This window comes from Pseudomonas sp. MF6394 (assembly GCF_002018845.1).
Classification (GTDB): domain Bacteria; phylum Pseudomonadota; class Gammaproteobacteria; order Pseudomonadales; family Pseudomonadaceae; genus Aquipseudomonas; species Aquipseudomonas lactis.
Genome location: NZ_MVOJ01000012.1, coordinates 132,251 through 158,141, shown reverse-complemented (window position 1 = coordinate 158,141; position 25,891 = coordinate 132,251). Strand labels below are relative to the sequence as shown.

At 60.7% G+C, this 25,891-nt stretch carries 24 protein-coding genes; 4 read left to right on the top strand and 20 right to left on the bottom strand.

Annotated features, from left to right (window positions below):
* Positions 1-12: 12 nt before the first annotated feature.
* The 9 genes from mltG to MF6394_RS14890 all read right to left on the bottom strand — a co-directional run bounded on the left by mltG (position 13) and on the right by MF6394_RS14890 (position 7,324).
* Positions 13-1,149, bottom strand: a complete 1,137-nt coding sequence (gene mltG / locus MF6394_RS14930; RefSeq protein ID WP_078466960.1) for an endolytic transglycosylase MltG — start codon at positions 1,147-1,149, stop codon at positions 13-15.
* Position 1,150: 1 nt separating this feature from the next.
* The gene (gene pabC, locus MF6394_RS14925; protein WP_044272672.1) at positions 1,151-1,966 is read right to left on the bottom strand and encodes an aminodeoxychorismate lyase; all 816 of its coding nucleotides are present in this window, start codon (positions 1,964-1,966) and stop codon (positions 1,151-1,153) included.
* Positions 1,966-3,210, bottom strand: a complete 1,245-nt coding sequence (fabF, locus tag MF6394_RS14920) for a beta-ketoacyl-ACP synthase II (protein ID WP_069558637.1) — start codon at positions 3,208-3,210, stop codon at positions 1,966-1,968. Before fabF ends, pabC begins: the two co-directional genes overlap by 1 nt.
* Positions 3,211-3,321: 111 nt before the next feature.
* The gene (acpP, locus tag MF6394_RS14915) at positions 3,322-3,558 is read right to left on the bottom strand and encodes an acyl carrier protein (protein WP_003175607.1); all 237 of its coding nucleotides are present in this window, start codon (positions 3,556-3,558) and stop codon (positions 3,322-3,324) included.
* Positions 3,559-3,749: 191 nt separating this feature from the next.
* The gene (gene fabG / locus MF6394_RS14910) at positions 3,750-4,493 is read right to left on the bottom strand and encodes a 3-oxoacyl-ACP reductase FabG (RefSeq protein ID WP_003189275.1); all 744 of its coding nucleotides are present in this window, start codon (positions 4,491-4,493) and stop codon (positions 3,750-3,752) included.
* A 24-nt stretch (positions 4,494-4,517) separates the two neighbouring features.
* The gene (gene fabD, locus MF6394_RS14905) at positions 4,518-5,456 is read right to left on the bottom strand and encodes an ACP S-malonyltransferase (protein ID WP_014719563.1); all 939 of its coding nucleotides are present in this window, start codon (positions 5,454-5,456) and stop codon (positions 4,518-4,520) included.
* Positions 5,457-5,582: 126 nt separating this feature from the next.
* Positions 5,583-6,593 (bottom strand): phosphate acyltransferase PlsX, encoded by a 1,011-nt coding sequence (gene plsX, locus MF6394_RS14900; RefSeq protein WP_078466959.1) that lies wholly within the window; start codon positions 6,591-6,593, stop codon positions 5,583-5,585.
* A 4-nt stretch (positions 6,594-6,597) separates the two neighbouring features.
* On the bottom strand, positions 6,598-6,780 hold the full coding sequence (rpmF, locus tag MF6394_RS14895) for a 50S ribosomal protein L32 (RefSeq protein WP_003179396.1): 183 nt from the start codon (positions 6,778-6,780) through the stop codon (positions 6,598-6,600).
* A gap of 13 nt (positions 6,781-6,793) precedes the next feature.
* Entirely contained in the window at positions 6,794-7,324 is a 531-nt protein-coding gene (locus MF6394_RS14890) for a YceD family protein (protein ID WP_032893131.1), read from the bottom strand.
* 105 nt (positions 7,325-7,429) lie between these two features.
* Here MF6394_RS14890 and MF6394_RS14885 point away from each other — a divergent pair, with 105 nt between their 5' ends.
* Positions 7,430-8,008, top strand: coding sequence for a Maf family protein (locus MF6394_RS14885; protein ID WP_078466958.1), 579 nt, complete (start codon positions 7,430-7,432; stop codon positions 8,006-8,008).
* Positions 8,009-8,139: 131 nt separating this feature from the next.
* Here the strand turns inward: MF6394_RS14885 and MF6394_RS14880 are convergent, their stop codons facing one another.
* Genes MF6394_RS14880 through rluC form a run of 3 tightly spaced genes read right to left on the bottom strand, consistent with a single transcriptional unit; the run spans position 8,140 to position 10,753 of the window.
* A complete protein-coding gene (locus MF6394_RS14880; protein WP_069558638.1) occupies positions 8,140-9,123 on the bottom strand; it encodes a S49 family peptidase in 984 nt (327 codons plus the stop codon).
* Positions 9,124-9,144: 21 nt separating this feature from the next.
* On the bottom strand, positions 9,145-9,807 hold the full coding sequence (locus MF6394_RS14875; RefSeq protein WP_044272659.1) for an HAD-IA family hydrolase: 663 nt from the start codon (positions 9,805-9,807) through the stop codon (positions 9,145-9,147).
* Positions 9,794-10,753 carry a 23S rRNA pseudouridine(955/2504/2580) synthase RluC gene (gene rluC / locus MF6394_RS14870; protein WP_003189264.1) on the bottom strand — a complete coding sequence of 320 codons (960 nt, stop codon included), beginning with the start codon at positions 10,751-10,753 and terminating at the stop codon, positions 9,794-9,796. Before rluC ends, MF6394_RS14875 begins: the two co-directional genes overlap by 14 nt.
* A gap of 757 nt (positions 10,754-11,510) precedes the next feature.
* On the opposite strand from rluC, the gene rne reads away from it, so the two are divergent.
* On the top strand, positions 11,511-14,669 hold the full coding sequence (gene rne / locus MF6394_RS14860) for a ribonuclease E (protein ID WP_443217254.1): 3,159 nt from the start codon (positions 11,511-11,513) through the stop codon (positions 14,667-14,669).
* Positions 14,670-14,845: 176 nt separating this feature from the next.
* Here rne and MF6394_RS14855 read toward each other — a convergent pair whose 3' ends face one another.
* The 3 genes from MF6394_RS14855 to MF6394_RS14845 form a co-directional block, all read right to left on the bottom strand.
* Entirely contained in the window at positions 14,846-15,436 is a 591-nt protein-coding gene (locus tag MF6394_RS14855; protein ID WP_047710246.1) for a nucleotidyltransferase family protein, read from the bottom strand.
* Positions 15,433-16,419 carry an XdhC family protein gene (locus MF6394_RS14850; protein WP_078466956.1) on the bottom strand — a complete coding sequence of 329 codons (987 nt, stop codon included), beginning with the start codon at positions 16,417-16,419 and terminating at the stop codon, positions 15,433-15,435. Before MF6394_RS14850 ends, MF6394_RS14855 begins: the two co-directional genes overlap by 4 nt.
* 133 nt (positions 16,420-16,552) lie before the next feature.
* A complete protein-coding gene (locus MF6394_RS14845; RefSeq protein ID WP_003189258.1) occupies positions 16,553-17,884 on the bottom strand; it encodes a dicarboxylate/amino acid:cation symporter in 1,332 nt (443 codons plus the stop codon).
* Between the two features lie 338 nt (positions 17,885-18,222).
* Between MF6394_RS14845 and MF6394_RS14840 the strand changes: the two genes are divergently transcribed.
* A complete protein-coding gene (locus MF6394_RS14840; protein ID WP_014719572.1) occupies positions 18,223-19,221 on the top strand; it encodes an AraC family transcriptional regulator in 999 nt (332 codons plus the stop codon).
* A 105-nt stretch (positions 19,222-19,326) separates the two neighbouring features.
* Here MF6394_RS14840 and MF6394_RS14835 read toward each other — a convergent pair whose 3' ends face one another.
* Positions 19,327-20,421 (bottom strand): PLP-dependent cysteine synthase family protein, encoded by a 1,095-nt coding sequence (locus MF6394_RS14835; protein WP_044272646.1) that lies wholly within the window; start codon positions 20,419-20,421, stop codon positions 19,327-19,329.
* 216 nt (positions 20,422-20,637) lie between these two features.
* On the opposite strand from MF6394_RS14835, the gene nhaA reads away from it, so the two are divergent.
* Positions 20,638-21,822 (top strand): Na+/H+ antiporter NhaA, encoded by a 1,185-nt coding sequence (gene nhaA / locus MF6394_RS14830; RefSeq protein WP_078466955.1) that lies wholly within the window; start codon positions 20,638-20,640, stop codon positions 21,820-21,822.
* A 170-nt stretch (positions 21,823-21,992) separates the two neighbouring features.
* Here the strand turns inward: nhaA and MF6394_RS14825 are convergent, their stop codons facing one another.
* The 4 genes from MF6394_RS14825 to MF6394_RS14810 all read right to left on the bottom strand — a co-directional run bounded on the left by MF6394_RS14825 (position 21,993) and on the right by MF6394_RS14810 (position 25,830).
* Positions 21,993-22,457, bottom strand: coding sequence for a glycine zipper 2TM domain-containing protein (locus tag MF6394_RS14825; protein ID WP_003189251.1), 465 nt, complete (start codon positions 22,455-22,457; stop codon positions 21,993-21,995).
* 264 nt (positions 22,458-22,721) lie between these two features.
* Positions 22,722-23,369: a pyridoxamine 5'-phosphate oxidase gene (gene pdxH / locus MF6394_RS14820; RefSeq protein ID WP_078466954.1), complete on the bottom strand. Its 648-nt coding sequence runs from the start codon at positions 23,367-23,369 to the stop codon at positions 22,722-22,724.
* 27 nt (positions 23,370-23,396) lie between these two features.
* Positions 23,397-24,542, bottom strand: coding sequence for an OmpA family protein (locus MF6394_RS14815; protein ID WP_003189249.1), 1,146 nt, complete (start codon positions 24,540-24,542; stop codon positions 23,397-23,399).
* Positions 24,543-24,684: 142 nt separating this feature from the next.
* A complete protein-coding gene (locus tag MF6394_RS14810) occupies positions 24,685-25,830 on the bottom strand; it encodes an EstA family serine hydrolase (protein ID WP_003189247.1) in 1,146 nt (381 codons plus the stop codon).
* Positions 25,831-25,891: the final 61 nt, after the last annotated feature.

The following is a 25,891-nucleotide window of genomic DNA, read 5'->3' as shown; positions in this document are numbered from 1 at the left end:
CCTTAGTCAGAGTCATTGCAGGCTTTGCGGCGCGGTAGTGTCCGGCGCGGGCTCGATCGGTACGTCAGGGGTGGGTGCATCGCTGGAAGGTGCCGGATCTTCCAGCGGTTTCACCACCGGGGCCGGGCTGGAACGGTAATCGGCACGGCGCTTGAGCTGGAACTCACGCACGGCGGCATTATGCGCATCCAGGTTATCCGAGAATATATGGCTGCCATCGCCACGGGCGACGAAATACAGGCTGCTGCCCGGCACCGGGTTCAACGCGGCATGGATCGCCTCGCGGCCGACCATCGCGATGGGCGTAGGCGGCAGGCCGGCGACCATGTAGGTGTTGTAGGGGTTGGCTTCCTTGAGGTGGGCACGGGTCAATTTACCGTTGTAGCGCTCACCCAGGCCGTAGATCACGGTGGGGTCGGTCTGCAGCAGCATACCGATCTTCAGGCGACGCACAAACACACCGGCAATCTGCCCGCGCTCCTGGGGCACACCGGTCTCCTTTTCCACCAGCGACGCCATGATCAGCGCTTGGTAAGGGTCGGTGTAGGGCGCGTCGGCAGCCCGCTTGCTCCACTCCTGGGCGAGTACATCGTCCAGGCGGTTGTAGGCTTTTTTCAGGAATTCGACATCGGTCATGCCGCGGACAAAACGGTAGGTGTCGGGGAAGAACCGCCCTTCAGGAAACACACCTGGGTGGCCGAGCTTATCCATCACTTCGCTGTCCGTCAGGCCCGCCAGGGTCTGCACGATCTTTTCATGCTTGGCCAGGGCGGTGCGCACCTGACGGAAATTCCAGCCCTCCACCAAGGTCAGGCTGTACTGCACCACTTCGCCGCGCTGCCACAGGCCTATCAAACCCTCGGCGGTAAGGCCCGGGCTCATGCGGTACTCACCGCTGTGCAGCGGCTGGCCTTCGAGGTTGAAGCGCCAGTACAGACGCAGCCAAAAGGCATCGTCGAGCACGCCGTCGGCTTCCAGACGATTGAAGGTGCCCGTCGGCGTAGCGCCAGCGGGTACGTCGAGCAACTGCTCCTGAGGCAGCTTCAGGGGCTGCTTGAGAGCAGAGTCGAGTTTCCAGGCCGAAAAGCCCACGAGCAACGCCGCCGAGACCAGGCTGATCTGCAGCAGTAACACCAGTTTTCGTATCAACTCAAATATCCAATAGCGCGCGAACAATGCCCTGCAGTTTACGGGTGAGTGGCCCAACCGGCCAGCTCATCGCAGCGCAGCCACGCACCGGCCAAATGCCATATACGCTGTTGCAGACGAAGACTTCATCGGCCTGTTGCAACTGCTCCACACTGATGTCGGCCACGGCCACCGGGACGCCCAGCGCTTGTGCCTGGGCCAGCACTTCGGCGCGCATTACGCCGGCAACGCCACAACGGCTCAGATCAGCGGTTAGTAACAAGCCGTTGCGCACCAGGAAAAGGTTGCTGAATATGCCTTCGATCACCCGACCAGACATGTCCAGCATCAGGCCTTCGGCATGTTCGGTATCTTGCCATTCGGCACGCGCGATCACCTGCTCCAAACGATTGAGGTGCTTGATACCGGCCAGCAGCGGCTGCTGCGCCAAACGCGTGGCACACGCAAACAGGCGCACGCCTTCGACTTCATGAGTGGGTGGGTAAACAGCGGGCGCACTACCCTGCAAGATGCGGCGCACCGGCGCGCCAGGGTTGATGCCATAACCGCGCAAGCTGTCGCCACGGGTGAGGATCAATTTGAGAATACCGTCGCCAAGGCCGGCAGCGAAGCTCAGCACTTCGTGGCGAATCAACCCGTGATCCACCACCAATGCCAAACGCCTGCAACCCTCTTCCAGGCGTTGCAGGTGGCGGTCGAGCAGCAACGGCTGCCCGGCCTTGACGGCGATGGTCTCGAACACCCCATCGCCATACGCCAGGCCTCGATCTTTCAGGGGCACGTTGTCCGCTGGCTGACCGTCGACCCAGCTGTGCATCACTCGGCGAACCGGCGGAACACCAGGGAACCGTTGGTGCCACCGAAACCGAACGAGTTGGAAATCGTCACGTCGATCGGCATGGGTTGCGCTTCGTGGGGCACGAAGTTCAGGTCGCAGCCTTCGTCCGGCTCATCAAGGTTGATGGTCGGCGGAGCGACCTGATCCCTTATTGCCATCACACTGAAGATCGCCTCGACCGCGCCCGCCGCACCCAACAGGTGGCCGGTCATGGACTTGGTGGAGCTGACCGCCAGCTTGTAGGCATGCTCACCGAACACCGACTTGATGGCCTCGGCTTCCGCCAAGTCGCCAGTCGGGGTCGAAGTGCCATGGGCGTTGATGTACTGCACCTGGTCGGGGTTGACCTTCGCATCGCGCAGGGCATTGGTGATGCAACGCGCAGCACCCGCTCCGTCGGACGGCGGTGAAGTCATGTGGTACGCGTCACCGCTCATGCCGAACCCGATCAGTTCGGCGTAGATGGTGGCACCACGCGCCTTGGCGTGCTCCAACTCTTCGAGCACCAGCGCACCGGCACCGTCGGACAGCACGAAGCCGTCACGGCCTTTGTCCCACGGACGGCTGGCACGGGTCGGCTCGTCATTGCGGGTCGACAGCGCACGGGACGCGCCGAAGCCGCCCATGCCCAGGCCGCACGCGGCCATTTCGGCGCCGCCGGCGATCATCACATCGGCTTCGTCGTAGGCAATGTTGCGCGCCGCCATACCGATGCAGTGGGTGCCTGTGGTGCACGCCGTTGAAATCGCGTAGTTAGGCCCCTGTGCCCCCAGATGGATGGACAGGAAGCCGGAAATCATATTGATGATCGAGCCCGGTACGAAGAACGGTGAAATTCGACGTGGGCCAGTCTCATGCAGCGTGCGGCTGGTTTCTTCGATATTGGTCAGACCGCCAATACCCGAACCCATGGCCACACCGATGCGGTCACGGTTGGCGTCGGTGACTTCCAGGCCGGCGTTACGCACTGCCTGAAAACCGGCAGCCAGGCCGTACTGAATGAACAGGTCGAGCTTGCGGGACTCTTTGATCGAGAGATATTCCTCGACATTGAAGCCCTTTACCGAGCCGCCAAAACGGGTGGAATAGGCAGAAAGGTCCGTATGTTCGATCAGACCAATACCACTGCGGCCAGCCAGAATGCCCTGCCAACTGCTCGGCACATCCGTACCCAGTGGCGACAACATACCCATACCGGTGACTACGACGCGTCTACGCGACACAGCACTCTCCTTTTTCTAATGACGACACTTTTTCATCGCCGCTAAAGAAAAAACCGCACGCCGTTACAGCAGTGCGGTTTTTCCCTGACAGCAAGCGACGACTACAAACTATTACGCCTGGTGGCTAGTAACGTAGTCGATGGCAGCTTGAACAGTAGTGATTTTTTCAGCTTCTTCGTCCGGGATTTCGGTCTCGAATTCCTCTTCCAGAGCCATCACCAGCTCAACGGTGTCAAGGGAATCGGCACCCAGGTCTTCTACGAAGGAAGCAGTGTTGACCACTTCTTCTTCCTTAACGCCCAGTTGCTCGGCGACGATTTTCTTGACGCGCTCTTCGATGGTGCTCATACCTTGTTTAACTCCTAATGGACAAATTCAGGCAGCTGGCCAGTGGGTAAGTGTATAGAAAGCCATTTCAGCTTTTCAACTGAAAGCTTCACCCTGTACCCGGTCGACCACCTGCCTATAAATTAAGTTGCAGCTTTATAACGGATTTTAGACAGCTCGTATGACATTTTTTTGAAGCGATCCGTCACAATTTAACTCATGTACATCCCGCCGTTCACCGGGATTGTAGCCCCAGTCACGTATGCCGCACCGTCAGATGCCAGGAAAGTGACCACATTCGCGATCTCTTGAGCCTGGCCCAGACGGCCCAGCGGAATCTGCGTCAGCAAGGCTTCGCGCTGTGCTTCCGGCAGTTCGCGGGTCATATCGGTGTCGATGAACCCAGGGGCCACCGAGTTGACCGTAATCGACCGCGAGCCGACTTCACGCGCCAGTGCGCGGCTGAAACCTTCCAGGCCGGCCTTGGCAGAGGCATAGTTTACTTGGCCTGCGTTGCCCATGGCACCCACTACGGAGCCAATATTGATAATTCGGCCCCAACGCGCCTTGGTCATGCCGCGCAAAACGCCCTTGGACAGGCGAAACAGACTGTTCAGGTTGGTATCGACCACGTCGTACCACTCGTCGTCTTTCATGCGCATCATCAGGTTGTCACGGGTGATCCCGGCGTTGTTCACCAGAATAGCCGGCGCACCGAACTGAGCAGTGATCTGTGCCAGTACGGCAGCCACGGACTCATCGCTGGTCACATTCAGCTCAAGACCGGTGCCTTGTACGCCGTTTTCCTTCAAGGTCGCGGCGATACGTTCGGCGCCCGAGGCGGAGGTGGCGGTGCCGATCACAACGGCGCCCTGACGGCCCAGTTCCAGGGCGATGGCCTGGCCAATGCCACGGCTTGCGCCGGTAACCAGTGCAACTTTACCTTGCAGACTCATGCAGGCTTCTCCTAAGTACGGGATTCAGGCCAGTGCCGCGCGAGCGGCAGCGAAGGCTTCAGGGGTATTGAGGTTGGCGGTCGACACACCGTCGGCGCAGCGCTTGTTCAAGCCGGCCAGGACTTTGCCCGGACCGCACTCGACCAGTTCGGTGGCACCGTTGGCGGCCAGGGTCTGGACCGATTCAACCCAGCGCACTGGCTTGTACAGTTGCTCCAGCAGGTCGCGCTTGAGGGTGTCAAGGTCGGCGGCCACGGCCGCGCTGACGTTCTGCACCAGCGGAATCTGCGGCGCCTGCCAGTTGATAGCCGCGATAGACTCGGCAAAACGCTCCGCAGCCGGGCGCATCAGTTCGCAGTGGGACGGCACGCTCACCGGCAATGGCAGGGCACGCTTGGCGCCACGGGCCTTGCAACCTTCAATGGCACGCTCGACAGCCGCCTTGGCGCCGGCGATCACCACCTGGCCTGGGGAGTTGAAGTTCACCGCGCTGACCACTTCGCCTTGCGCCGCTTCGGCGCAGGCCTCGATCACCACCGCGTCGTCCAGGCCCAGGATAGCGGCCATGCCGCCCTGCCCGGCCGGAACGGCTTCTTGCATCAGTTGACCACGACGCTCGACCAGCTTGACCGCTTCAGCCAAGGTCAGGCTGCCCGCAGCCACCAGGGCACTGTACTCGCCCAGGCTGTGACCCGCGACAAAGGCAGGGCGTGCGCCGCCTTCTGCCAGCCACAAGCGCCATAGGGCGATCGAAGCGGTGAGGATGGCCGGCTGGGTTTTATCGGTTTGGTTGAGCAGCGCTTCCGGCCCTTGCTGGGTCAGTGCCCACAGGTCATAACCCAGGGCGTCGGAAGCTTCCTTGAAGGTGTCCAGGATCAGCGGGTATTGCGCGCCCAGCTCGGCCAACATGCCGAGGGACTGCGAACCCTGCCCTGGAAAGACGAATGCGAGGGATGTAGACATGTAACAAGCCCCTAATGATCTGGTCGTCAAAAATGCTCGGGCCTACGGTGGGCGCGAACGAAACTGACAGATTGGATGGTCAATTGAACTGGCCGGTCACATTTAAGCACTCCCGGGCCAATTCGCCTAAGGCAACAGATCCTCAAGACGGCCGTGCAAGCGTTGCGGCAGGTTCTCTTGAATCTCGATCAGGGCCCGCGCAATTGCACTTTGAAAGCCCAGCACACCGGCCGAACCGTGGCTTTTCACCACAATACCCTGCAAGCCAAGAAAGCTTGCACCGTTGTGCCGTGCTGGCGCCAGGTCGGCCTGCAAGCGTCGCATCAAGGGCAGCGCCAAGGCACCCACCATGCGTGACGCCAGGTTGCGCTTGAACAAAGCTTCGATACGCGTGGCAATCATAGTTGCCAGGCCTTCGCTGGACTTGAGCAGGATATTACCGACAAAGCCATCGCACACCACCACGTCAGCTTCGCCACGGTACAAACCATCGCCCTCGACAAAGCCGATGTAGTTCAAACCCCGCGCGCCTTGCAACAAAGTGGCGGCAAGCTTGACCTGCTGGTTGCCCTTGATGTCCTCGGTGCCGATATTGAGCAGAGCCACCCCGGGTCGGGCTACGCCGAGCGCCTCGGCGGCCACCGAACCCATTACGGCGAACTGCAACAGATGCTCGGCGCTGCAATCGACATTGGCGCCCAGGTCCAGCAGTTGGCAATAGCCCTTCTGCGTCGGGATCGCCGCCACCATGGCCGGCCGATCAATACCCGGCAAGGTCTTGAGCACATGCCGCGACAACGCCATCAACGCGCCCGTGTTGCCGGCACTGACACAGGCTTGCACCTTGCCATCACGCAACAACTCAAGGGCCACCCGCATTGAAGAATCGGGTTTGCCACGCAGGGCAACCGCCGGCTTTTCATCCATGCCAATGGTTTCGCTGGCTGGCGTAATCGTCAGGCGCGCGCGATCCACCGCCGGATGGCTGGCAATCAGTTCTTCAAGTAGGGAGGGTTGACCGACGAGGGTCAGGTGCAGCGAGGGCGTGGCAGACAGGCTGGCAATGCAGGCCTGAACAATGCTGCGGGGACCGAAGTCCCCGCCCATTGCGTCAATCGCGATGACTTGAGCAGACAAGTGATTACTCGTCAGCGCCCTTGTCGATCACTTTACGGCCACGGTATACGCCTTCTGGCGATACGTGGTGACGCAGGTGAACTTCACCAGTGGTCTTTTCCACAGACAGGGTGCTAGCCTCGAGAGCGTCGTGCGAACGGCGCATGTCACGGGCGGAGCGGGATTTTTTGTTCTGCTGAACAGCCATAATTGATTAACTCCTAAACGTTTGGGTCACGCTTTAACTGCGCCAATACACTGAACGGGTTGGACCGCGTTACCTCGTCCTCGCTCGGCTCGGCCTCGTCATCGAGACCCTCCGGCTGCTGGCATTCTTCCGGATGATGAGCAGGCACAATGGGCAAGGCGAGCAAAAGCTCCTCCTCGATCAGTGCATGCAGATCCAATGGATCTTCGCCCAGTTCCAGCACGTCATAACCTTTCGGCAACGACTGGGTATTCGCACCCTCTTTCACCACAGCATAACTGCATTCGCTGTGGATCGGCAGGGTGACCAGCTCAAGACAACGCTGGCAAACCATTTTGACTTCGGTGTCGATAACGCTGTGGATTACCACAGATTTACGTTCATCTCGTTCAAAAACGAATTGTGCCTGCACCGTACCGACAGTGTCGGAAAGCGGGTCGCAGAGTCTCTCCAAATCGGCCAGCAGCACTTCACCTTGAAGGGTGGTGCCACGATCAGCCAATTTGCGCGGGTCAACGTGAGGTGGAATCGGGTCATTCAACATAGGCGCAGCATTATAGGGATGCACCCGGCCATGTCAAAGGAAATTCAGCCCTGTGCGTCAGCCGGTCACGTCGCTAGAATCGGCGACTGCCTTGAGGAGACGTATATGCTGCCTTTATTACTCGCGTCCAGCTCGGTTTATCGCCGGGAATTACTGAGCCGCCTGCACCTGCCGTTCACCTGCAGCTCGCCGGATATCGACGAAAGCCACCGCCCGGATGAGTCCGCCATCGAACTGGTCAAGCGCCTGGCCGAGCAAAAGGCCCGTGCCCTCGCCGCCAGCCATCCTGGCCATTTAATCATTGGCTCGGATCAGGTCGCTGCACTGGAAGGCCGGATCATCGGCAAGCCCCACACCTACGAAAACGCTCGCGAGCAACTGCTGGCGGCCAGCGGCAAGCGCGTGAGCTTCCTCACGGGCCTGGCGCTGCTCAACAGCGAGACTGGGCACTGCCAGGTCGACTGCGTGCCGTTTACCGTACACATGCGCGAACTGGATGCAGAACGTATTGAGCGCTACCTGCGGATCGAGCAGCCTTATGACTGTGCGGGCAGCTTCAAGGCAGAGGGACTGGGTGTGAGCTTATTCCAGAGCACGGACGGGCCGGATGCGACCAGCCTTGTAGGGCTGCCACTGATTCGGCTGGTGGACATGCTGCTGACCGAAGGCGTACAGATCCCTTGAAACCATCGTAAAACAATGTGGGAGCTGGCTTGCCTGCGATAGCGGTGTACCAGGCGACACTTATATCGACTAATCCATCGCTATCGCGGGCAAGCCCGCTCCCACAGTTGACCTACACCAAGCTTGGAATTTCAGCGCAGGGACGGCCCCTGGAAGCCCATATACAGAGCTAGCTTCTCCGCCACACTGGCACCGAGCTTCTTGGAGAAGCGATCAAACGGCGATTCCTCAACCGTAAAATCCACCAACTCCTTCTCGCCAATCACATCCCGCGCCACCGAACTGGCACTGCCCAGGCCATCGATCAGGCCCAGCGGCAACGCCTGTTCACCCGACCAGACCAGGCCGGAAAACAGCTCTGGATGGTCTTTATCCTTCAGACGATCCCCACGGCCCTGCTTGACGCTGGCAATGAACTGACGATGAGTAGTGTCAAGAACGCCCTGCCAGAACGCGGTTTCATCCGCCTTCTGCGGCTGGAAAGGATCGAGGAACGACTTGTGCTCACCCGAGGTGTAGGTGCGACGCTCTACCCCCAGCTTCTCCATGGCGCCGACAAAACCGTAACCGGCCGCGGTTACACCAATAGAACCCACCAGGCTGGCCTTGTCGGCATAGATCTGGTCTGCGGCACTGGCAATGTAATAGGCGCCCGAGGCACCCAGGTCGGAGATCACGGCATAGAGCTTGGTATCCGGATGCAAGGCGCGCAGACGACGAATCTCGTCATACACATAGCCCGACTGCACCGGGCTGCCGCCTGGGCTATTGATGCGCAGGACCACGCCTTTGACCTTGGGGTCCTCAAAAGCTGCGCGCAGGCTGGTGACAATATTGTCGGCACTGGCAGGCTCCTTGTCGGCAATCACGCCGCGCACCTCAATCAAGGCGGTGTAATGGCTGCCACGGGTGGCACTCTTTTCCATGTCCATCAGCGGGCTGAACAGCGCCAGCATCCCAAGCAGGTACACAAAGGTCAGCAGCTTGAAGAAAATCCCCCAGCGCCGCGAGCGCCGCTGTTCCTGGACGCTCGCCAGTAGGGTCTTCTCCAGCAGCTTCCAGCTTTTATCATCACCGCTCTCGGCCTTTTCAGGCGCTTTCCACTCGTCACTCATGCCATCAACCCCAGCAAAGACTTATCGGGCCCGGCTGAGCCAGGCCTGCAGTTCGGAAAAATGATCAATCGTCAGTCTCGGTTCGTATTGCTGCAATGCCTCGGCCGACTGGGCGCCGTAGCTGACCGCGACGCTGTCCATGCCCGCATTGCGCGCCATCATCAGGTCGAAAGACGCATCGCCCACCATCAATGCCTCGCGTGGCGTTACGCCACAGTGCGCAAGGATCTGCTCCAGCATCAACGGGTGGGGCTTGCTGGCGGTTTCATCCGCAGCGCGGGTGATATCAAAGTAATCTTCCCAGCCGTGAGCCTTGAGCACACGGTCCAGGCCGCGACGAGCCTTGCCGGTGGCGACCGCCAGGTGATACCCCTCGGCACGAAACGTTTCCAGCGATTGCACCACACCTTCAAACAGCGGCGAAGGCGTAGCTTCCAGCGCGATGTAGTGGTCGGCGTAGTGCTCGCGAAACGCTACCAGCTCGGCGTCGCTGATGTCGGGGTACAGGGTGCGAATGGCTTCAGGCAAACCCAGGCCGATAATGCCCTTGACTGCCAGGTCCGTGCACAAGTCAAAGCCCGAGCGGGTCGAGGCCATGTGCATGGACTCGACGATGCGGCCAATGGAATTGGCCAGCGTCCCGTCCCAATCGAAGATCAGCAGCTTGTAGTCAAGGTGCGACACTCAAACGCTCCACGGTCTTGGCCCACATTTCATCGACCGGCGCCTGCAGTTTCAGCTCGCCGCCATCGGGCAGCGGCACGGTGAGCATGTAGGCGTGCAGGAACAGCCGCTTGCCGCCCAGGTCGCGAATTTCCTTGGAGAAATCCTCGTCGCCGTACTTGGTGTCACCGGCGATGCAGTGACCTGCATGCAGGGTGTGCACCCGAATCTGGTGGGTGCGCCCGGTCACCGGCTTGGCCTCGACCATGGTGGCAAAGTCCCCGAAGCGACGCAGCACCTTGAACAGGGTCAGGGCCTCTTTGCCCTCCTCATCCACTTCGACCATGCGCTCGCCGGAGCGCAGGTTGCTCTTTTGCAACGGCGCACGCACGCTCTTGATCGAGCTGGCCCAGTTGCCGCGCACCAGCGCCATGTAGCGCTTGTCCACGCCATCGCCACGCAGGGCGGTGTGCAGATGGCGCAACATGCTGCGCTTCTTGGCGATCATCAGCAGGCCAGACGTGTCGCGGTCCAGGCGATGGACCAACTCCAGCTCCTTGCAATCGGGGCGCAACTGACGAAAGGCCTCGATCACGCCGAAGTTCAAGCCACTGCCGCCGTGAACCGCAATGCCACAGGGCTTGTTGATCACGATCAGCTTGTTGTCTTCGAACACAATCGACGCTTCCAGGCGCTGCAACAGGCCTTGGGCCAGCGGCACCGGCTCGTCGCGCTCAGGCACGCGCACGGGCGGCACACGGACGATATCGCCCGCCTGCAGCTTGTACTCAGGCTTGATGCGCCCCTTGTTCACGCGCACTTCGCCTTTGCGCAAGATGCGGTAAATCAAGGTCTTGGGCACGCCTTTGAGCCTGGCCAGGAGAAAATTGTCGATGCGTTGGCCGGCATATTCCGGCGAGACCTCAAGCAGCTGGACGCTGGGGGTCGGGGGGGCGGTAGTCGTCATGGCGGCGATGATAACAATTTTTTATGGAATTGAAGCACTTAATCATTACTGCTATAGTCGCGAACGCCGCCAAAAGCGGCCTGGACAGAGGACTTGCGGCAAACTGCCGGCCCTGACCATCGCAATTCATCAGGACGCGAGGCCGTCCTACGGGGCTTTCGCCACCCAGGAAGGCTCAAGATTGTAACAAGCGCAGGTGACATGAGGCCTGAAGCGAGTGCAGAAAGCAGAGTGAATACTCGCCTTTTGCGCCGATATTTACGGCCAGTTCACAAAGTGCAGTCAGTTTTGAGCCAGACCGTGGCGAATGCTTCGGAAACAACGCCTGTTAAGAGCTGAGTGAGAGCGCAACCGCCCACACCTAGTCTTGTTTAGCCATGAGCGTGGACTCCCCATTGGAGTACACGGTAAATGCCAACCCGCTGCGGATTCTGCGCGCGGCAGCACCCGAATTATCAGGGATACGTGTAGGGTGGAGATGCACAACCGTCGGACTGTGTAGCACTAGGCTTGTTTTAGACGCTTCATCTCGTCCACAGTCGCCGGTTGATTCCTCCTCCTGACCTTAGCTTTTGTTGAAGTGGTGCCTTTGTCACCACCGCTAACGAGCAGGACGCGTCCGTCGCGATACCGGCCCAATTGGCCGATTTTGCTGGACACTGGAGTGGCCAACCACTCTTGACGCACCTGACACCGACCGTGAGAAGTCGTGTGTGCCGAACGCCGTTTCCGGCAGCCCGGAAACCGACGGTACAACATGAAAAGAATGCTGATTAACGCAACTCAACCCGAAGAGTTGCGTGTTGCACTGGTAGATGGCCAACGCCTCTACGACCTGGACATCGAATCCGGTGCACGCGAGCAGAAAAAGGCCAACATCTATAAAGGCCGTATCACTCGCATCGAACCAAGCCTTGAGGCTGCCTTTGTCGATTTCGGCTCCGAGCGCCACGGCTTCCTGCCCCTTAAAGAAATCTCCCGCGAATACTTCAAGAAAGCCCCCGAAGGCCGCGTGAACATCAAGGACGTCCTGAGCGAAGGCCAGGAAGTCATCGTCCAGGTCGAAAAAGAAGAACGTGGCAACAAGGGCGCAGCCCTGACCACCTTCATCAGCCTCGCCGGTCGTTACCTCGTACTGATGCCGAACAACCCACGTGCCGGCGGTATTTCCCGTCGCATCGAAGGCGAAGAGCGCAACGAACTGCGTGAAGCGCTGAACGGCCTGATCGCACCGGCCGACATGGGCCTGATCGTGCGCACTGCCGGCCTTGGCCGCAGCAGCGAAGAAATGCAGTGGGACCTCGATTACCTGCTGCAACTGTGGACCGCTATCAAAGAAGCGTCCCTGGATCGCTCCGCGCCATTCCTGATCTACCAGGAAAGCAACGTGATCATCCGCGCCATCCGCGACTACCTGCGCCAGGACATCGGCGAAGTGCTGATCGACAGCGTTGAAGCCCAGGACGAAGCCCTGACCTTCATCCGCCAGGTGATGCCGCAGTACGCCAGCAAGATCAAGCTGTACGAAGACAGCGTGCCGCTGTTCAACCGTTTCCAGATCGAAAGCCAGATCGAGACCGCCTTCCAGCGCGTGGTCGAATTGCCTTCCGGCGGCTCCATCGTGATCGACCCGACCGAAGCCCTGGTGTCCATCGACATCAACTCGGCGCGTGCGACCAAAGGCAGCGACATCGAAGAAACCGCCCTGCAGACCAACCTGGAAGCGGCTGAAGAAATCGCCCGCCAGCTGCGCCTGCGTGACATCGGCGGCCTGATCGTCATCGACTTCATTGACATGACTCCTGCCAAGAACCAGCGCGCCGTGGAAGAGAAAGTCCGCGAATGCCTGGAAGCTGACCGCGCTCGCGTGCAAGTCGGCCGCATCTCGCGCTTCGGCCTGCTGGAAATGTCCCGTCAGCGCCTGCGTCCATCCCTGGGCGAGAGCAGCGGCATCGTTTGCCCGCGTTGCAACGGCACCGGCATCATCCGTGACGTTGAATCGCTGTCCCTGGCGATCCTGCGCCTGATCGAAGAAGAAGCCCTGAAAGACCGCACCGCCGAAGTTCGCGCACAAGTGCCGATTCCGGTTGCGGCCTTCCTGCTCAACGAAAAACGTAACTCGATCACCAAGATCGAACTGCGCACCCGTGCCCGTATCGTCATCCTGCCGAACGATCACCTCGAAACGCCGCACTTTGAAGTCCAGCGCCTGCGTGATGACAGCCCGGAAGCCCACAGCGGCCAGTCCAGCTATGAAATCGCCGCGGCTGCCGCCGAAGTCGAAGAAGTCCAGCCAGCCGCTGCGACCCGCACCCTGGTTCGCCAGGAAGCGGCCGTGAAGACTGCACCGGCCCGCGCCAACGCACCGGTACCGACCGAAGCCGCCGCCCCGGTTGCCGCGCCAGCCGCCCTGCCTGAGCCAAGCCTGTTCAAGGGCCTGGTGAAGTCGCTGGTCAGCCTGTTCGCCACCAAGGAAGAGCCTGCCGCCCCGGTTGTGGTTGAAAAACCTGCCACCGAGCGCCCGGCGCGCAACGAAGAACGTCGCAACGGTCGCCAGCAGAGCCGTAACCGCAATGGCCGCCGTGACGAAGAGCGCAAGCCTCGCGAAGAACGTGCCCCGCGTGAAGAACGCGCACCACGTGAAGAGCGTGCGCCTCGCGAAGCCCGCGAAGAAACCCCGACCGTCGCCCGTGAAGAACGTGCACCGCGTGAAGAGCGCGCCCCACGCACCCCACGCGCTCCACGTGAAGACCGCAAGCCACGTGGCGAGCGTGAAGAACGTGTGCGTGAACTGCGCGAGCCTCTGGACGCGGCACCTGCCGTTGCCGCTGCCGCAGCCGTTACCACCGAAGAACGCCCGGCCCGCCAGCCGCGTGAAGAGCGCGCACCCCGTGAAGAGCGTCAACCGCGCCCGCCACGTGAAGAGCGTCAACCACGCGCCGAGCAAGCCGCTGCCGCCAGCGAAGAAGAAGTACTGACCGGCGAAGAGCAACTGCAGGAAGACGGCCAGGACAACGCCGAAGGCGATCGTCCACGCCGCCGCTCCCGTGGCCAGCGTCGTCGCAGCAACCGTCGTGAGCGTCAGCGTGATGCCAACGGCAACGTGATCGAAGGTTCGGAAGAAGCCGGCGAAAACCCAGAAGCTGCCAACAACGAACCAACAGGCGCCGAACTGGCTGCCGGCTTGGCCGTTACCGCTGCCGTTGCCAGCTCGGTCATCAGCGCCCCCGCTGAAGCCCAGGCTCACGAGCAAGCCGAACGCGCTACCGCTGCCGTCGAAGACACTGTTGCCGTAGAAGCGCCAGCCGCCGAAACCCCAGCGGTCGAAGCGCCGGTTGTTGAAGCGCCAGTCGTTGAAGCCACAACCCCTGTCGAAGCCCCAGTGGTTCCGGAAGTGGAAGTTGCCCCGGTTCGCGATGCACAGCCAGAAACCGAAGCGGTTGCCGTTGAACCGGCTCCAGTGGTTGAGCCTCAGCCAGTAATCGAAGCGGCTGTGGAAGCTCCGGTAGTCGAAGAAGCAGCCCCGGCCGTGCGTGAAGTTCGCGAAGAACAGACCGCCTTCCAGTGGACCGCCGAACCGGCTGCCCCGGTTGAAGCGCCAGCACCTGCCCCAGTGGTAGAAGAAGCGCCGGCACCGGTTGCCGAAGTCGTCGCCGAGCCAGCCCCAGTGGTTGAGCCGACGCCGGTTGCGGAGCCTGCGCCCGTGGTTGAAGTTGAAGCCCCGGTGGTTGCCGAAGTGGCCGCCCCTGTGGTTGAAGCCGCACCTGCAAGCGCCCTCACCGAAAACGGCCGTGCGCCGAACGACCCACGTGAAGTGCGTCGTCGCCGCAAGGAAGCCGAAGCTGCTGCAGCCGCAGCCCAGGCGGTAGAGCACAAGGCCCCGGAAGCAGAGCACGAGCCTAAACCTCTCGTCTGATTCCAACCGCCACTAAAAAGCCCCGCCTGAGTGATCAGGCGGGGCTTTTTTATGACGATCAACTTGAGCCTTGTGGCGCCCCAAATGTGGGAGCGGGCTTGCTCGCGAATACGGAGTGTCAGTCAGTGAATAGGGCAACTGATGTATTGCATTCGCGAGCAAGCCCGCTCCCACATTCAGCCTGCGTTGAAACTTAATAGCCGGGGTGTATCTACATCCCACAAGACTCCAGGATCAAGTACAGGCACCTCCCTCAAGGCGGCATCCGCAAACAACGATCTGGCCCCACGGTCGCCGACCAAAGCCAGCAAACCTGGGCCAAACGCACGGTCAAACGCCACAGGATGCCCATACTCCCCCGCCTGTACGGGGACGCTGATGGCACCCTCCTCCAGCGCATCAATTACCCGCTCGATACTCGAGGACTGAATAAACGGCATATCCCCCAACACCACCAGCCACCCATCCGCTGCGCCGCTGGCCTTGACCGCCGCCGCAATGCTGTCGCCCATCCCGCTCGAGTCCAGCAGTACAACCTGACAGCCATAAGCCTCTGCCAAACGGATAACCTCCCCGCGCTCCGGCGAAGTCACCAACCAGCGCTCAACAAGTGTCGCCGGCAGATTCACCAGCACCTGCTCGATGACCGGCCGGGTAACGCCGTCCAGCCCCACACAAGCGGCAAGCAACTTATCTTGATCAGCTCCGGCTTCGGCACGAAAACGACTGCCCTGCCCCGCCGCCAACACAATCGCCGTCACCGTCACTCGGCCACCACTGACATCGGTTTTTTCTGCATCGGTGCCACCCCGTTCTTGATCGCAACAATTTCCGCCATCAGCGACAGCGCAATTTCCGCCGGCGTATGGCTGCCGATGTGCAGGCCGATCGGCCCGTGCAAACGCGCAATGGCCTCCGCCGACAGGCCCAGCGCGGCCAGGTTCTCCCGACGCTTCTGGGTATTGACCCGCGAACCCAGGGCGCCGATATAGAACGCCCTGGAGTTCAGTGCCGTCAGCAACGCCATGTCATCCAGACGTGGATCGTGGGTGAGGCAGACAATGGCCGTGCGTTCATCGGTATGAATATTCAACACCGCCTCGTCGGGCATGCCCGGCACAAAGCGGCCATGCTGGTCTTCCCAGCCGTAGACGAACTCTTCGCGGGGGTCGCAGATCAGCACTTCGAAATCCAGCAGACGTGCCATTTCCGCTACGTAACGCGACAGCTGCCCGGCGCCGATCAACAGCAGGCGCCAGCGCGGGCCATAGATGGCGCGCAAGCGTTCACCGTCGAAGCTCACCACGTCGGTCTTGCTGGCGGCGCTCAAGGTCACCTCGCCGGTGGCCAGGTTCAGCTCGCGAGCGACAATCTGATGATCTTCACAACGCGCCAGCAGCGCTTCGACCCAACCCCACTCCTCCACGCGCTCCTCGGTGAGCCGCAGGGTGCCGCCGCAGGGCAGGCCAAAACGTGCCGCTTCATCGCGAGTGACGCCGTAGGTCACCAACTGCACAGGCGGGCCGTCAGCAGGCAAGCGGCCATCTTGCAGGCGCGCAATCAAGTCATCCTCGATGCAACCGCCCGACACCGAGCCAATCACCACGCCATCACCGCGCAGGGCCAGCATCGCCCCCGGCGGGCGCGGCGCGCTGCCCCAGGTTTGCACCACGCTGTACAACATCACGCGCTGCCCGGCACGGCGCCATTGCAGCACGCTGCGCAGGACGTTCAGATCCACACTGTCCATCAGGCCTCCGGTAAGTAGTGTCGCGTTCACTGTAAACCAAAAATATCCGTTGTATCCCGCCAGAAACGCAAACGCCCCGAACCAGTCGGGGCGTTTGCGGATAGCGTTGGCGTCAGTTCACGCCAGCGGCCACTTACTTGACGACAGGCGCCGGGCCTTCAGCCACGCCCAGGTCATCGAGCTCGCGGGTTTCGGAGATACCGGTACCGCCAGACGCCAGTTCGCTTTGCAGCTTGTCGGTGTCCAGTTCCTTGACCCACTTGGCCACAACGATGGTGGCAACTGCGTTACCCACCAGGTTGGTCAGGGCACGGGCTTCGGACATGAAGCGGTCGATACCCAGGATCAGCGCCAGGCCGGCAACCGGCAGGTGGCCAACGGCCGACAGGGTAGCGGCCAGTACAATGAAGCCCGAACCGGTTACGCCAGCAGCGCCTTTGGACGACAGCAGCAGCACCAGCAGCAGGGTGATCTGGTGAGTGATGTCCATGTGGGTGTCGGTCGCCTGAGCGATGAACACAGCCGCCATGGTCAGGTAGATCGACGTACCGTCGAGGTTGAAGGAGTAACCGGTTGGAATCACCAGGCCGACCACGGACTTCTTCGCGCCCAGGCGCTCCATCTTGATCAGCATGCGTGGCAGTGCGGATTCGGAAGAAGAGGTGCCCAGTACGATCAGCAGTTCCTCACGGATGTAGCGGATCAGCTTCAACACGCTGAAACCGTGAGCGCGGCAGATAGCGCCCAGCACCAGTACCACGAACAGGATGCAGGTGATGTAGAAGCAGATCATCAACTGGCCCAGTTGCACCAGCGAACCGACACCGTAGGCGCCGATGGTGAACGCCATGGCGCCCAGGGCACCGATTGGCGCGAGCTTCATGATCATGTTGATGATGTTGAACATCACGTGGGCGAAGCGATCGATGAAGTCCAGCACCGGCTTGCCGTAGGCACCCAGGCGGTGCAGGGCGAAACCGAAGATCACCGAGAACATCAGCACTTGCAGGATGTCGCCATTGGCGAACGCGCCGACGATGGTGTTCGGGATGACGTTGAGGATAAAGCCGACGATGCTCTGGTCTTTACCGGCGGTGACGTAGGCCGCCACTTTGGAAGCATCCAGGGTCGCGACGTCGATGTGCATGCCGGCGCCCGGCTGCACCACGTTGACCACGACCAGGCCAATCAGCAGGGCGATGGTGGAAACGATTTCGAAGTACAGCAGCGCGTAGCCGCCGGTCTTGCCGACCGACTTCATGCTTTGCATGCCAGCGATGCCGCTGACCACGGTACAGAAGATGATCGGGGCGATGACCATTTTGATCAGCTTGATAAAGCCGTCACCCAGTGGCTTGAGGGCCACGCCGGTCTGCGGGTAGAAGTGGCCGAGCAAGATACCGATAACGATTGCGACGATCACCTGGAAATACAGGGATTTGTAGATTGGCTGACGAGTCGTCATTGCAAAGTTCCTCAATCGTCCCGTGTGGCAAATATCCGCCATTGCCCACGGCACTTGAATTGCGAACCCTCCTGCACTGGAGGGATTTGTTGTTTGCCAAGCCTGTAGGAACAAGCCTGCGCTGTAATCCCTATCGCAAACAGCGTGCCACTTTGCTTAAACGCGCTGAAGGCCTTTAGACATCAGGGCTTGGGGTTCACGGGCGGCTCTGGTGTGTGCAACAAGGTGGCGGATTTCCGCCCAGCCATCCTGTCTCGTCCTAAAATTTGGCGGATATCCGCCTTGTCGCCCCGCCGGGTGATGGCTACCATCCGCCACTCCATGGATGAGGCCCTTGCATGCGTGAACGTACCATCGCCAGCCATTACGCCCGAGCAGCCCTCGGCGGTGCGCGCCGGGCCGGTTTTGACTACTCGGGGGTGTTGCAGCAGGTGGGCATTACCCCGGAACTGCTGACCGAGCCCCGCGCCCGCATCGCTCCAGAGCAATTTACCCGGTTGTTGCAAATGCTCTGGCTGGGGCTGGATGACGAATACCTGGGGTTTGCAGAAGGGCCGAGCAAACGTGGCACTTTTGCCATGATGTGCCACGCGCTGATTCATTGCCGCACGCTGGAGAAGGCCCTGGAGCGCGGCTTACTGTTTTACAGCCTGTTCCCCCAAGGCCCGCGCTGGCAGCTGACCAAAGAAGGCGACATGGCGCGCCTGAGCCTGGACGACTCGCAGCTATGGGACCCGGATCACTTCCTCAGTGAATGCCTGCTGGTTATCTGGCATCGGCTGGGCAGTTGGCTGATCGGCCAGCGTATCCGGTTGCAGCAGGCCACCTTCAGTTACCCGATGCCGGCCCATGCCGGTGAATACGACCTGCTGTTCCCATGCCCCCAGGTGTTCGGTGCGCCGACCAGCAGCCTGGTATTTCCCAGCCGCTACCTGAGCCTGCCGCTGTTGCAGGATGAACGCACCCTCAAGCACTTCTTGCAGCGCTCGCCTGCCGACTTGCTGTCGCGCCCGGATGAAGGCGACAGCCTGAGCAGCCAGTTGCGCCGCCTGCTGAGCCGCGACCGCACGCCCTGGCCAGACCTGGAAGCCGTCGCCCAGCACCTGCACATCAGCCCACAGACCCTGCGCCGGCATCTGCGCGAAGAAGGCACGAGTTTTCAGGCATTGAAGGATGAGTTACGCCGGGATATCGCCATTTACCACTTGGGGCGGGCGGATTTGTCTTTACAGGAGATCGCCGAACAGTTGGGGTTTTCCGAACCGTCGGCGTTTCATCGGGCGTTCAAGAAGTGGACGGGGTTGACGCCGGGGGCCTACAGAGCGCAGGAGAGTTAGAGATGTAGCGACTGGGAGGGCCTGTCCGCAGGCAAGCCAGCTCCCACAGTGGAACGGGTTTACATTCAAAGGTGGGAGCTGGCTCCCACACTGTTTCGCAGGGTGTCAGATATTGGCCCGCAGGATGCTATCGGGTAGCGCTTCACCGCGTTCGACACTTGCTGCTACAGCCGCGATCAAACCCTCCAGCTCATAGCCCTGCCCCGCCAGCCACGCCTGATCATAATAGGTCGTGGCATAACGCTCTCCGCCATCGCACAGGATCGCGACAATCGACCCCGACGCCCCCGCTGCTTTCATCTGTTGTGCCGCCATCAGCGCACCGATCAGGTTGGTCCCGCTGGAACCACCCACTCGTCGCCCCAAACGCTCAGCCAAGTAATGCATGGCCGCCAGGGACAATGCATCTGGCACCTTGACCATGGCATCAATCACCGCCGGCAGGAATGATGCCTCCACCCGTGGGCGGCCAATCCCTTCAATCCGCGAGCCGCAGTCCAGGCGCAGGCTAGCGTCACCGCTTTGGTAGAAGTCGAAGAACACCGAGCGTTCGGCATCGGCACACAACACGCGGGTGCAATGCTGGCGATAACGCACGTAGCGGCCCAGGGTCGCGGTGGTGCCGCCGGTGCCAGGGCTGGAAATCAGCCAACTCGGCTCCGGGTGCTGTTCAAAGCGCATCTGCTGGAAGATCGACTCGGCAATGTTGTTGTTCGCTCGCCAGTCGGTGGCACGTTCGGCGTAGGTGAACTGGTCCATGAAGTGGCCACCGCTTTCCTGGGCCAGGCGTTCGGATTCGGCGTAGATCTGCGTCGGGTCTTGGACCAGATGGCTTTTGCCGCCGTAGAAGGCGATTTGGGCGATCTTTTCTTGAGAGGTTGTAGCGGGCATGACGGCAATAAACGGCAAGCCGAGCAAACGCGCGAAGTAGGCTTCCGAGATCGCGGTGGAGCCACTGGACGCTTCGATGACGGGGGCGCCCGGCTTGAGCCAGCCATTGCACAGCGCATACAGAAACAGCGAGCGCGCCAGCCGGTGTTTCAGGCTGCCGGTGGGGTGGCTGGACTCATCCTTGAAGTACAACTCGATGCCTGGCAAACCCGGTAATGGCAGCGGGATCAGGTGGGTATCGGCGCTGCGCTGGAAGTCCGCTTCAATGATGCGAATGGCTTCGCGGGCCCAGTTACGGTGGTCGCTCATGGTGGCTTCTCTAAAGGTTTTCAGCGGTGATCTTAAGATGTTTCCTACACTCCACACAGATACAGTGATGACGCAATCGGACACACAATTGCTAGTCTTTGGCTCACCGACGCCCCGGGCCATCTCTTATAACAAATAAGAATATAACTTTTGTTTTAACAACTAACGGTACGGGTTAGGGTACCCACCTATTGAACCTGGATTGGAGAGCATCCCTTGCCTCTGCGTAGCACTTTCACCCGTTTCTTCCAGCTGGAAGCCGCCAGTGGCCTGTTGTTGATCGCCGCTGCCGCCTTGGCGCTGATTATCAACAACTCACCGTTGTCGCACCTGTACAACGCCTTTCTCGACACGCCAGTGGTTGCACAGGTTGGCGCGCTGAAAATCGCCAAGCCGGCGCTGCTATGGATCAACGATGGCCTGATGGCCCTGTTCTTCCTGCTGATCGGCCTGGAGGTCAAGCGCGAGCTTCTGGATGGCCACCTGTCCAAGCCTTCCCAAGTGGTGCTGCCTGGCGCAGCGGCCATCGGCGGCATGGTGGTGCCGGCGCTGATCTACTGGGCGCTGAACAAGGACAACCCCGCCGCCCTGGCCGGCTGGGCGATCCCTATGGCCACCGACATTGCCTTTGCGCTGGGCGTTCTGGCCCTGCTGGGCAAGCGCGTACCGGTGTCGCTGAAGCTGTTCCTGATGACCCTGGCGATTATTGATGACCTTGGGGCCATCATCGTCATTGCCCTGTTCTATTCCGCTGACTTGTCCACCGCATCCCTGGCGGGCGCGGGAGCGTGCTTGATTGCGCTGATTGCGATGAACCGCCTGGGCGTGGTCAAGCTGGGGCCGTATATGATCATCGGCCTGATCCTGTGGGTGTGCGTACTCAAGAGCGGTGTGCATGCGACGCTGGCTGGCGTGACCCTGGCGTTCTGCATTCCACTGCGCACCAAGAATGCCGAAACCTCGCCGCTGCTGAGCCTGGAACACGCCCTGCACCCATGGGTGGCCTACGCCATCCTGCCGCTGTTCGCGTTCGCCAACGCCGGGGTCTCTCTGACGGGCGTCAGCCTGGAAAGCTTCACCCACTCCGTGCCCATGGGCATCGCCGCCGGCCTGTTGATCGGTAAGCCCGTCGGTGTGTTCGGCCTCACCTGGCTGGCGATCAAGACCGGCATCGCCTCACTGCCCAGCGGCGCCAATTGGGGCCAGGTATTGGGCGTAGCGATCCTGTGCGGGATCGGCTTCACCATGAGCCTGTTCGTCGGCTCCCTGGCGTTTGTGCCAGGCGCCAGTGAGTTTGCCGGGGAAGATCGCATGGGCATTCTGACCGGGTCGATCCTGGCGGCCTTTATCGGGTATGCGGTGACGGTGATGGCGAGTCGCAAGAAAGCCGTCGTTGCATGATTGAAGTAGGAGCGAGGGGGACGCCTAGTTCTTGCTCGCGAAAAACTTACAGGCGCCGCATTCATTGAGCACGCGTTATCGTTAACGTTTTTCGCGAGCAAGCTCGCTCCTACAAAAAACCCCCAACCGGTCACCCGGTTGGGGGTTTTTCTTCGCCTGTAGTTTAAGGCTTAGCGAGTCACGCGGCTGGTACCGTCGACGGTCATGATGCGTACGCGGTCGCCAATGCGGAAGATTTCATTTTCCTGCACGGCTTGTACGTAGGCGCGCATGCTGCCGTCGTCTTCGCGCACGGTGATTTCCACGCCCTGGGTACGGGTCAGGCCTTCTTCAGTGGCCGAGCCCAGCAGGCCGCCCGCAACGGCGCCGATCACCGCGGTAACGATGCTGCCACGGCCGCCACCGATGGCGCTGCCGCCAACGCCGCCGATGACTGCGCCCGCAGCGCCGCCGATTGGGGTTTTGGTGCCTTCGATTTTCACTGGACGCAGGGATTCGATGGTGCCCATGCGAACGGTCTGTACACGACGCGCCTCATCACGAGAGTACGAGTCGCCGGTCAGACTCGAGGCGCAGCCACCCAACAACAACGACAGGGTGGTAAAGCAGGCAACTAGTAAAACGGACTTACGCATAGCATCAACTCCAAAGGACAGGTATTCATTAAACGCTGTGGCTTGGCGCGTGTCACGGCGCGCCAGGCAGAAACTTGCTTTCATTCAGCCTGAGTACAGACTGCCAGCACCAGAGAACTCGACGAACGGTAACCAAGCCAGGGTACAGAACGATGCCATAACCGGCTCGATCAGTGTAGCGCACAGCCGAAAGCGCCCGGAGCCTCTTGAACAGAGACTTCGGCGCAACGGTGTTGATTCAGGTGGGATGACGAAAGGTGACGCTCAGGGCGCCAGACGCTCGCGGGACCATTGGCCGTCTTGCAAACGGTAGTTGAGACGATCATGCAGGCGGCTGGCGCGGCCTTGCCAGAACTCGATGCGCTCGGGCAGTAAACGGTACCCTCCCCAATGCTCTGGGCAATCGGGCTGGGTATCGCTGAAACGCTCTTCAGTGGCCTTGAGCAGCGCCTGCAGCTCTTCGCGATCACGAATCACCCTGCTCTGCGGAGAAGCCCAAGCGCCCAGGCGACTGCCCAACGGGCGCACCTGGTAATAAGCATCTGACTCTTCAGGCGTGACCTTGACCACGCGCCCTTCAATGCGTACCTGGCGCTCCAGGGTTGGCCAGAAGAAGGTCATGGCCGCAAACGGCCGCGCCGCGAGTTGTTCACCCTTGGCGCTCTGATAGTTGGTGAAGAAGGTAAAGCCCTGTGCATCCAGGCCCTTGAGCAGCAGGATGCGGCAGTGCGGGCGACCGTCCTGGTCGACCGTCGCCAGCGTCATGGCATTGGCCTCCACTGGCGGCTGTTCGGTTTTAACCGCATCGCCAAACCATTGGTGGAACAACGCAAACGGCTCGTCCGGGGCCTGGGCCTCGCTCAAACCGTCCCGTGTGTAGTCACGGCGCATATCGGCCAGTGCCTGGGTCATGCGGCTTTATCCTTGTGGTTCAACAGCTCAGTTTTTCGCCTGGTCGTTCGAAGCAGGTGCCGCCTTGGCTTTGGCAGTCGCCGGCTTCTTGGCAGCCGGCTTGGCCGCAGCCTTTTTAGCCGCTGGCTTGGCCGCCGCTTTCTTGGCCGTGGCCTTTTTGGCAGGTGCTTTTGCCGCCGGCGCTGGCGCAGGCACATTTTGCACCGCGACCATTTCAGCTACGGGCGGGGTCTTGCCCGAGTTGTACTTGCTCAGCAGTGCCAACATCGTTGTACGCTGAGTGAACATGATTTCCATGCGACGGTTCAGCGCACGCCCCTGATTGCTGTCGTTGGCGGCACGCGGCATAAGGTCGCCCATGCCACGCAGCATCAAGCGATCCTGTTTCAGACCACTCAGGCTGAAAATCGAGGCAATGGACTGCGCACGTTCCTTGCTCAACGCCTGGCTGGCAGGAGCGCTGCCAGTGGCATCAACATGGCCCAGCACCAGTACGGCGGTCTTGGGGTCAGCTTCAACGGCCTTGGCCACCCGTGTGAACGGGCCGAGGGTCACCGGCAGCAACATGGCCGGGCGCTTGGGGTTGTAGGAACCGTCTACCGGAGCAATCACCACCAGGGTGTTGTCACGGCGCTCAAGTTGCAGGTTGCTGTCCTTGATGGCCGCACGCAAGCGTGGTTCGTATTCGTCCAGCCAGGCTTGGGTGATCTTCGGGTCAGGCATTTGTACGTTGGTCACGTCGACCTTGGCCAACGGCTTTGGCTTGCTTTCGAACGGCCACCACCAACGCGGCTCGCTGTCGGTCTTGGCGACGACTGGCGCCGCGTCCGAGGCCGGGGTTGCGGCCTTCAGGTCGGCCTTCAAGTCAGCCTTGGCGTCGGCAGCTTTTTCTTCGGCACTCTTGGTGGAAAACGGCCACCAGCTGTAACCGGTGTCAGCCTTGGCAGGCGCTGCTGCAGCGGCGACAGGTTCAACAGGCTTGGCACCCGCGGCCGGCTTGGCGTCGGGCTTGGTATCCGGCTTGGCGTCGGTCTGGGCCACTGGATCCTTGGTTGCCGCTTTGTCAGATCCAAATGACCACCAATGCCCACCTTCGGCATCATTTTGTGGAGTTTGTGCACAACCCGTAATAGTGAGACACAGCGCCAGTGCCAAAGACTTGTTCGATAACATGAGATATCCACAAAATGAGAAAAAACAGGGGGTCGCGGGACCCGTTAAACAGACGCTAAAAGAACATTCAAGTTACAACATGTCGTTCAGCATCTTTTTTATACTTGCCTTTGTAACAAAAAATTGTGAAACAGCAAGGGGTTTATAGACAACCGGCCAATATTCCGACCAACTTCTGGGCACGCGGGTCCATAAGTACGTAAGGCCCCAGGGTATTAGTCACAAAACCGAAGGCTACATCATGTTCAGGGTCGGCAAAGCCGACTGAGCCCCCTGCCCCTGGATGCCCGAATGCACGGGGCCCAAGGCCGAACGTGGCATTGGGCAACTGCGGTTGATCCAACATGCAGCCCAGGCCGAAGCGGGTTTGGGTCAATAAGGTTTTATCCAGCCCGATACTGTGCTCGCGGGTCAATTGTTCGAGCATGTCGCTTTCCAGCAAACTACCGTCCAACAAACCACTATAAAACCCGGCCAGGCTGCGCGCATTACCGTGGCCATTCGCCGCAGGCTGCTGCATGCGTCGCCATTCGGGCTTATTAGTGCTGGTCAGAATAGACGGTGGGTTGGCAAATGCACGGGTAGTCATCGCCGCAGGCTCGCGCATCATTACTTGAAGTAACCGTTGCGCGGCTTCATCACCCATAGTGCCTTTGCTGCGCGCGATATGAGCGACGCGATAAAACTCTTCATCCGCCAGGCCCACATGAAAGTCCAGCCCCAATGGGCGTGCCACCCGCGCCACGATCGACTCCCCCGGCCCGCGCCCGTCGGCGCGGCGCAACAGTTCGCCAACCAGCCAGCCGTAGGTGATCGCCTCATAGCCATGGCCCTGGCCCGGGGTCCACCACGGGGCCTCGGCCGCCAGAGTATCGACCATCAATTGCCAGTCATACAGGGCTTCGGTGGGCAGCATTTCGCGGATGGCGGGCAGCCCGGCCTGGTGGCAGAGCAACTGGCGCAGCGTGATCGTTTCCTTGCCAGCCGCGGCAAACTCCGGCCAGTAATCGGCCACCGGCGCATCAAGCTTGAGCTTGCCTTCGGCCACCAGTTGCAGGGCAGTCACTGCCGTGAAGGTCTTGGTGCAGGAGAACAGGTTGACGATGGTATCGCTGTGCCAGGCCTCGGCACCGTCCTTGTCGGCAGTACCGGCCCACAGGTCGACGACCGTTTGCCCGCCGATCTGGATGCACAGCCCGGCACCACGCTCCTGAGGATCATCGAACAGGGCGGCGAAGGCTTCGCGCACCGCTTCGAACTGCAGCTCGTAATGACCCTGAATCTGCACCTAAGTCCCCTCGGAAAACACCATGAAAAGTGGTCGCCATTCTTTCAGCCATTGTGGGTTT

Coding starts and splice junctions, on each gene's coding strand:
- pabC (WP_044272672.1), bottom strand. CDS start 1,966: ATGCACAGCTGGGTCGACGGTCAGCCAGCGGACAACGTGCCCCTGAAA.
- acpP (WP_003175607.1), bottom strand. CDS start 3,558: ATGAGCACCATCGAAGAGCGCGTCAAGAAAATCGTCGCCGAGCAACTG.
- fabG (WP_003189275.1), bottom strand. CDS start 4,493: ATGAGTCTGCAAGGTAAAGTTGCACTGGTTACCGGCGCAAGCCGTGGC.
- fabD (WP_014719563.1), bottom strand. CDS start 5,456: ATGTCTACATCCCTCGCATTCGTCTTTCCAGGGCAGGGTTCGCAGTCC.
- rpmF (WP_003179396.1), bottom strand. CDS start 6,780: ATGGCTGTTCAGCAGAACAAAAAATCCCGCTCCGCCCGTGACATGCGC.
- MF6394_RS14890 (WP_032893131.1), bottom strand. CDS start 7,324: ATGTTGAATGACCCGATTCCACCTCACGTTGACCCGCGCAAATTGGCT.
- MF6394_RS14885 (WP_078466958.1), top strand. CDS start 7,430: ATGCTGCCTTTATTACTCGCGTCCAGCTCGGTTTATCGCCGGGAATTA.
- MF6394_RS14880 (WP_069558638.1), bottom strand. CDS start 9,123: ATGAGTGACGAGTGGAAAGCGCCTGAAAAGGCCGAGAGCGGTGATGAT.
- rluC (WP_003189264.1), bottom strand. CDS start 10,753: ATGACGACTACCGCCCCCCCGACCCCCAGCGTCCAGCTGCTTGAGGTC.
- rne (WP_443217254.1), top strand. CDS start 11,511: ATGAAAAGAATGCTGATTAACGCAACTCAACCCGAAGAGTTGCGTGTT.
- MF6394_RS14850 (WP_078466956.1), bottom strand. CDS start 16,419: ATGGACAGTGTGGATCTGAACGTCCTGCGCAGCGTGCTGCAATGGCGC.
- MF6394_RS14845 (WP_003189258.1), bottom strand. CDS start 17,884: ATGACGACTCGTCAGCCAATCTACAAATCCCTGTATTTCCAGGTGATC.
- MF6394_RS14840 (WP_014719572.1), top strand. CDS start 18,223: ATGCGTGAACGTACCATCGCCAGCCATTACGCCCGAGCAGCCCTCGGC.
- MF6394_RS14835 (WP_044272646.1), bottom strand. CDS start 20,421: ATGAGCGACCACCGTAACTGGGCCCGCGAAGCCATTCGCATCATTGAA.
- MF6394_RS14825 (WP_003189251.1), bottom strand. CDS start 22,457: ATGCGTAAGTCCGTTTTACTAGTTGCCTGCTTTACCACCCTGTCGTTG.
- pdxH (WP_078466954.1), bottom strand. CDS start 23,369: ATGACCCAGGCACTGGCCGATATGCGCCGTGACTACACACGGGACGGT.
- MF6394_RS14815 (WP_003189249.1), bottom strand. CDS start 24,542: ATGTTATCGAACAAGTCTTTGGCACTGGCGCTGTGTCTCACTATTACG.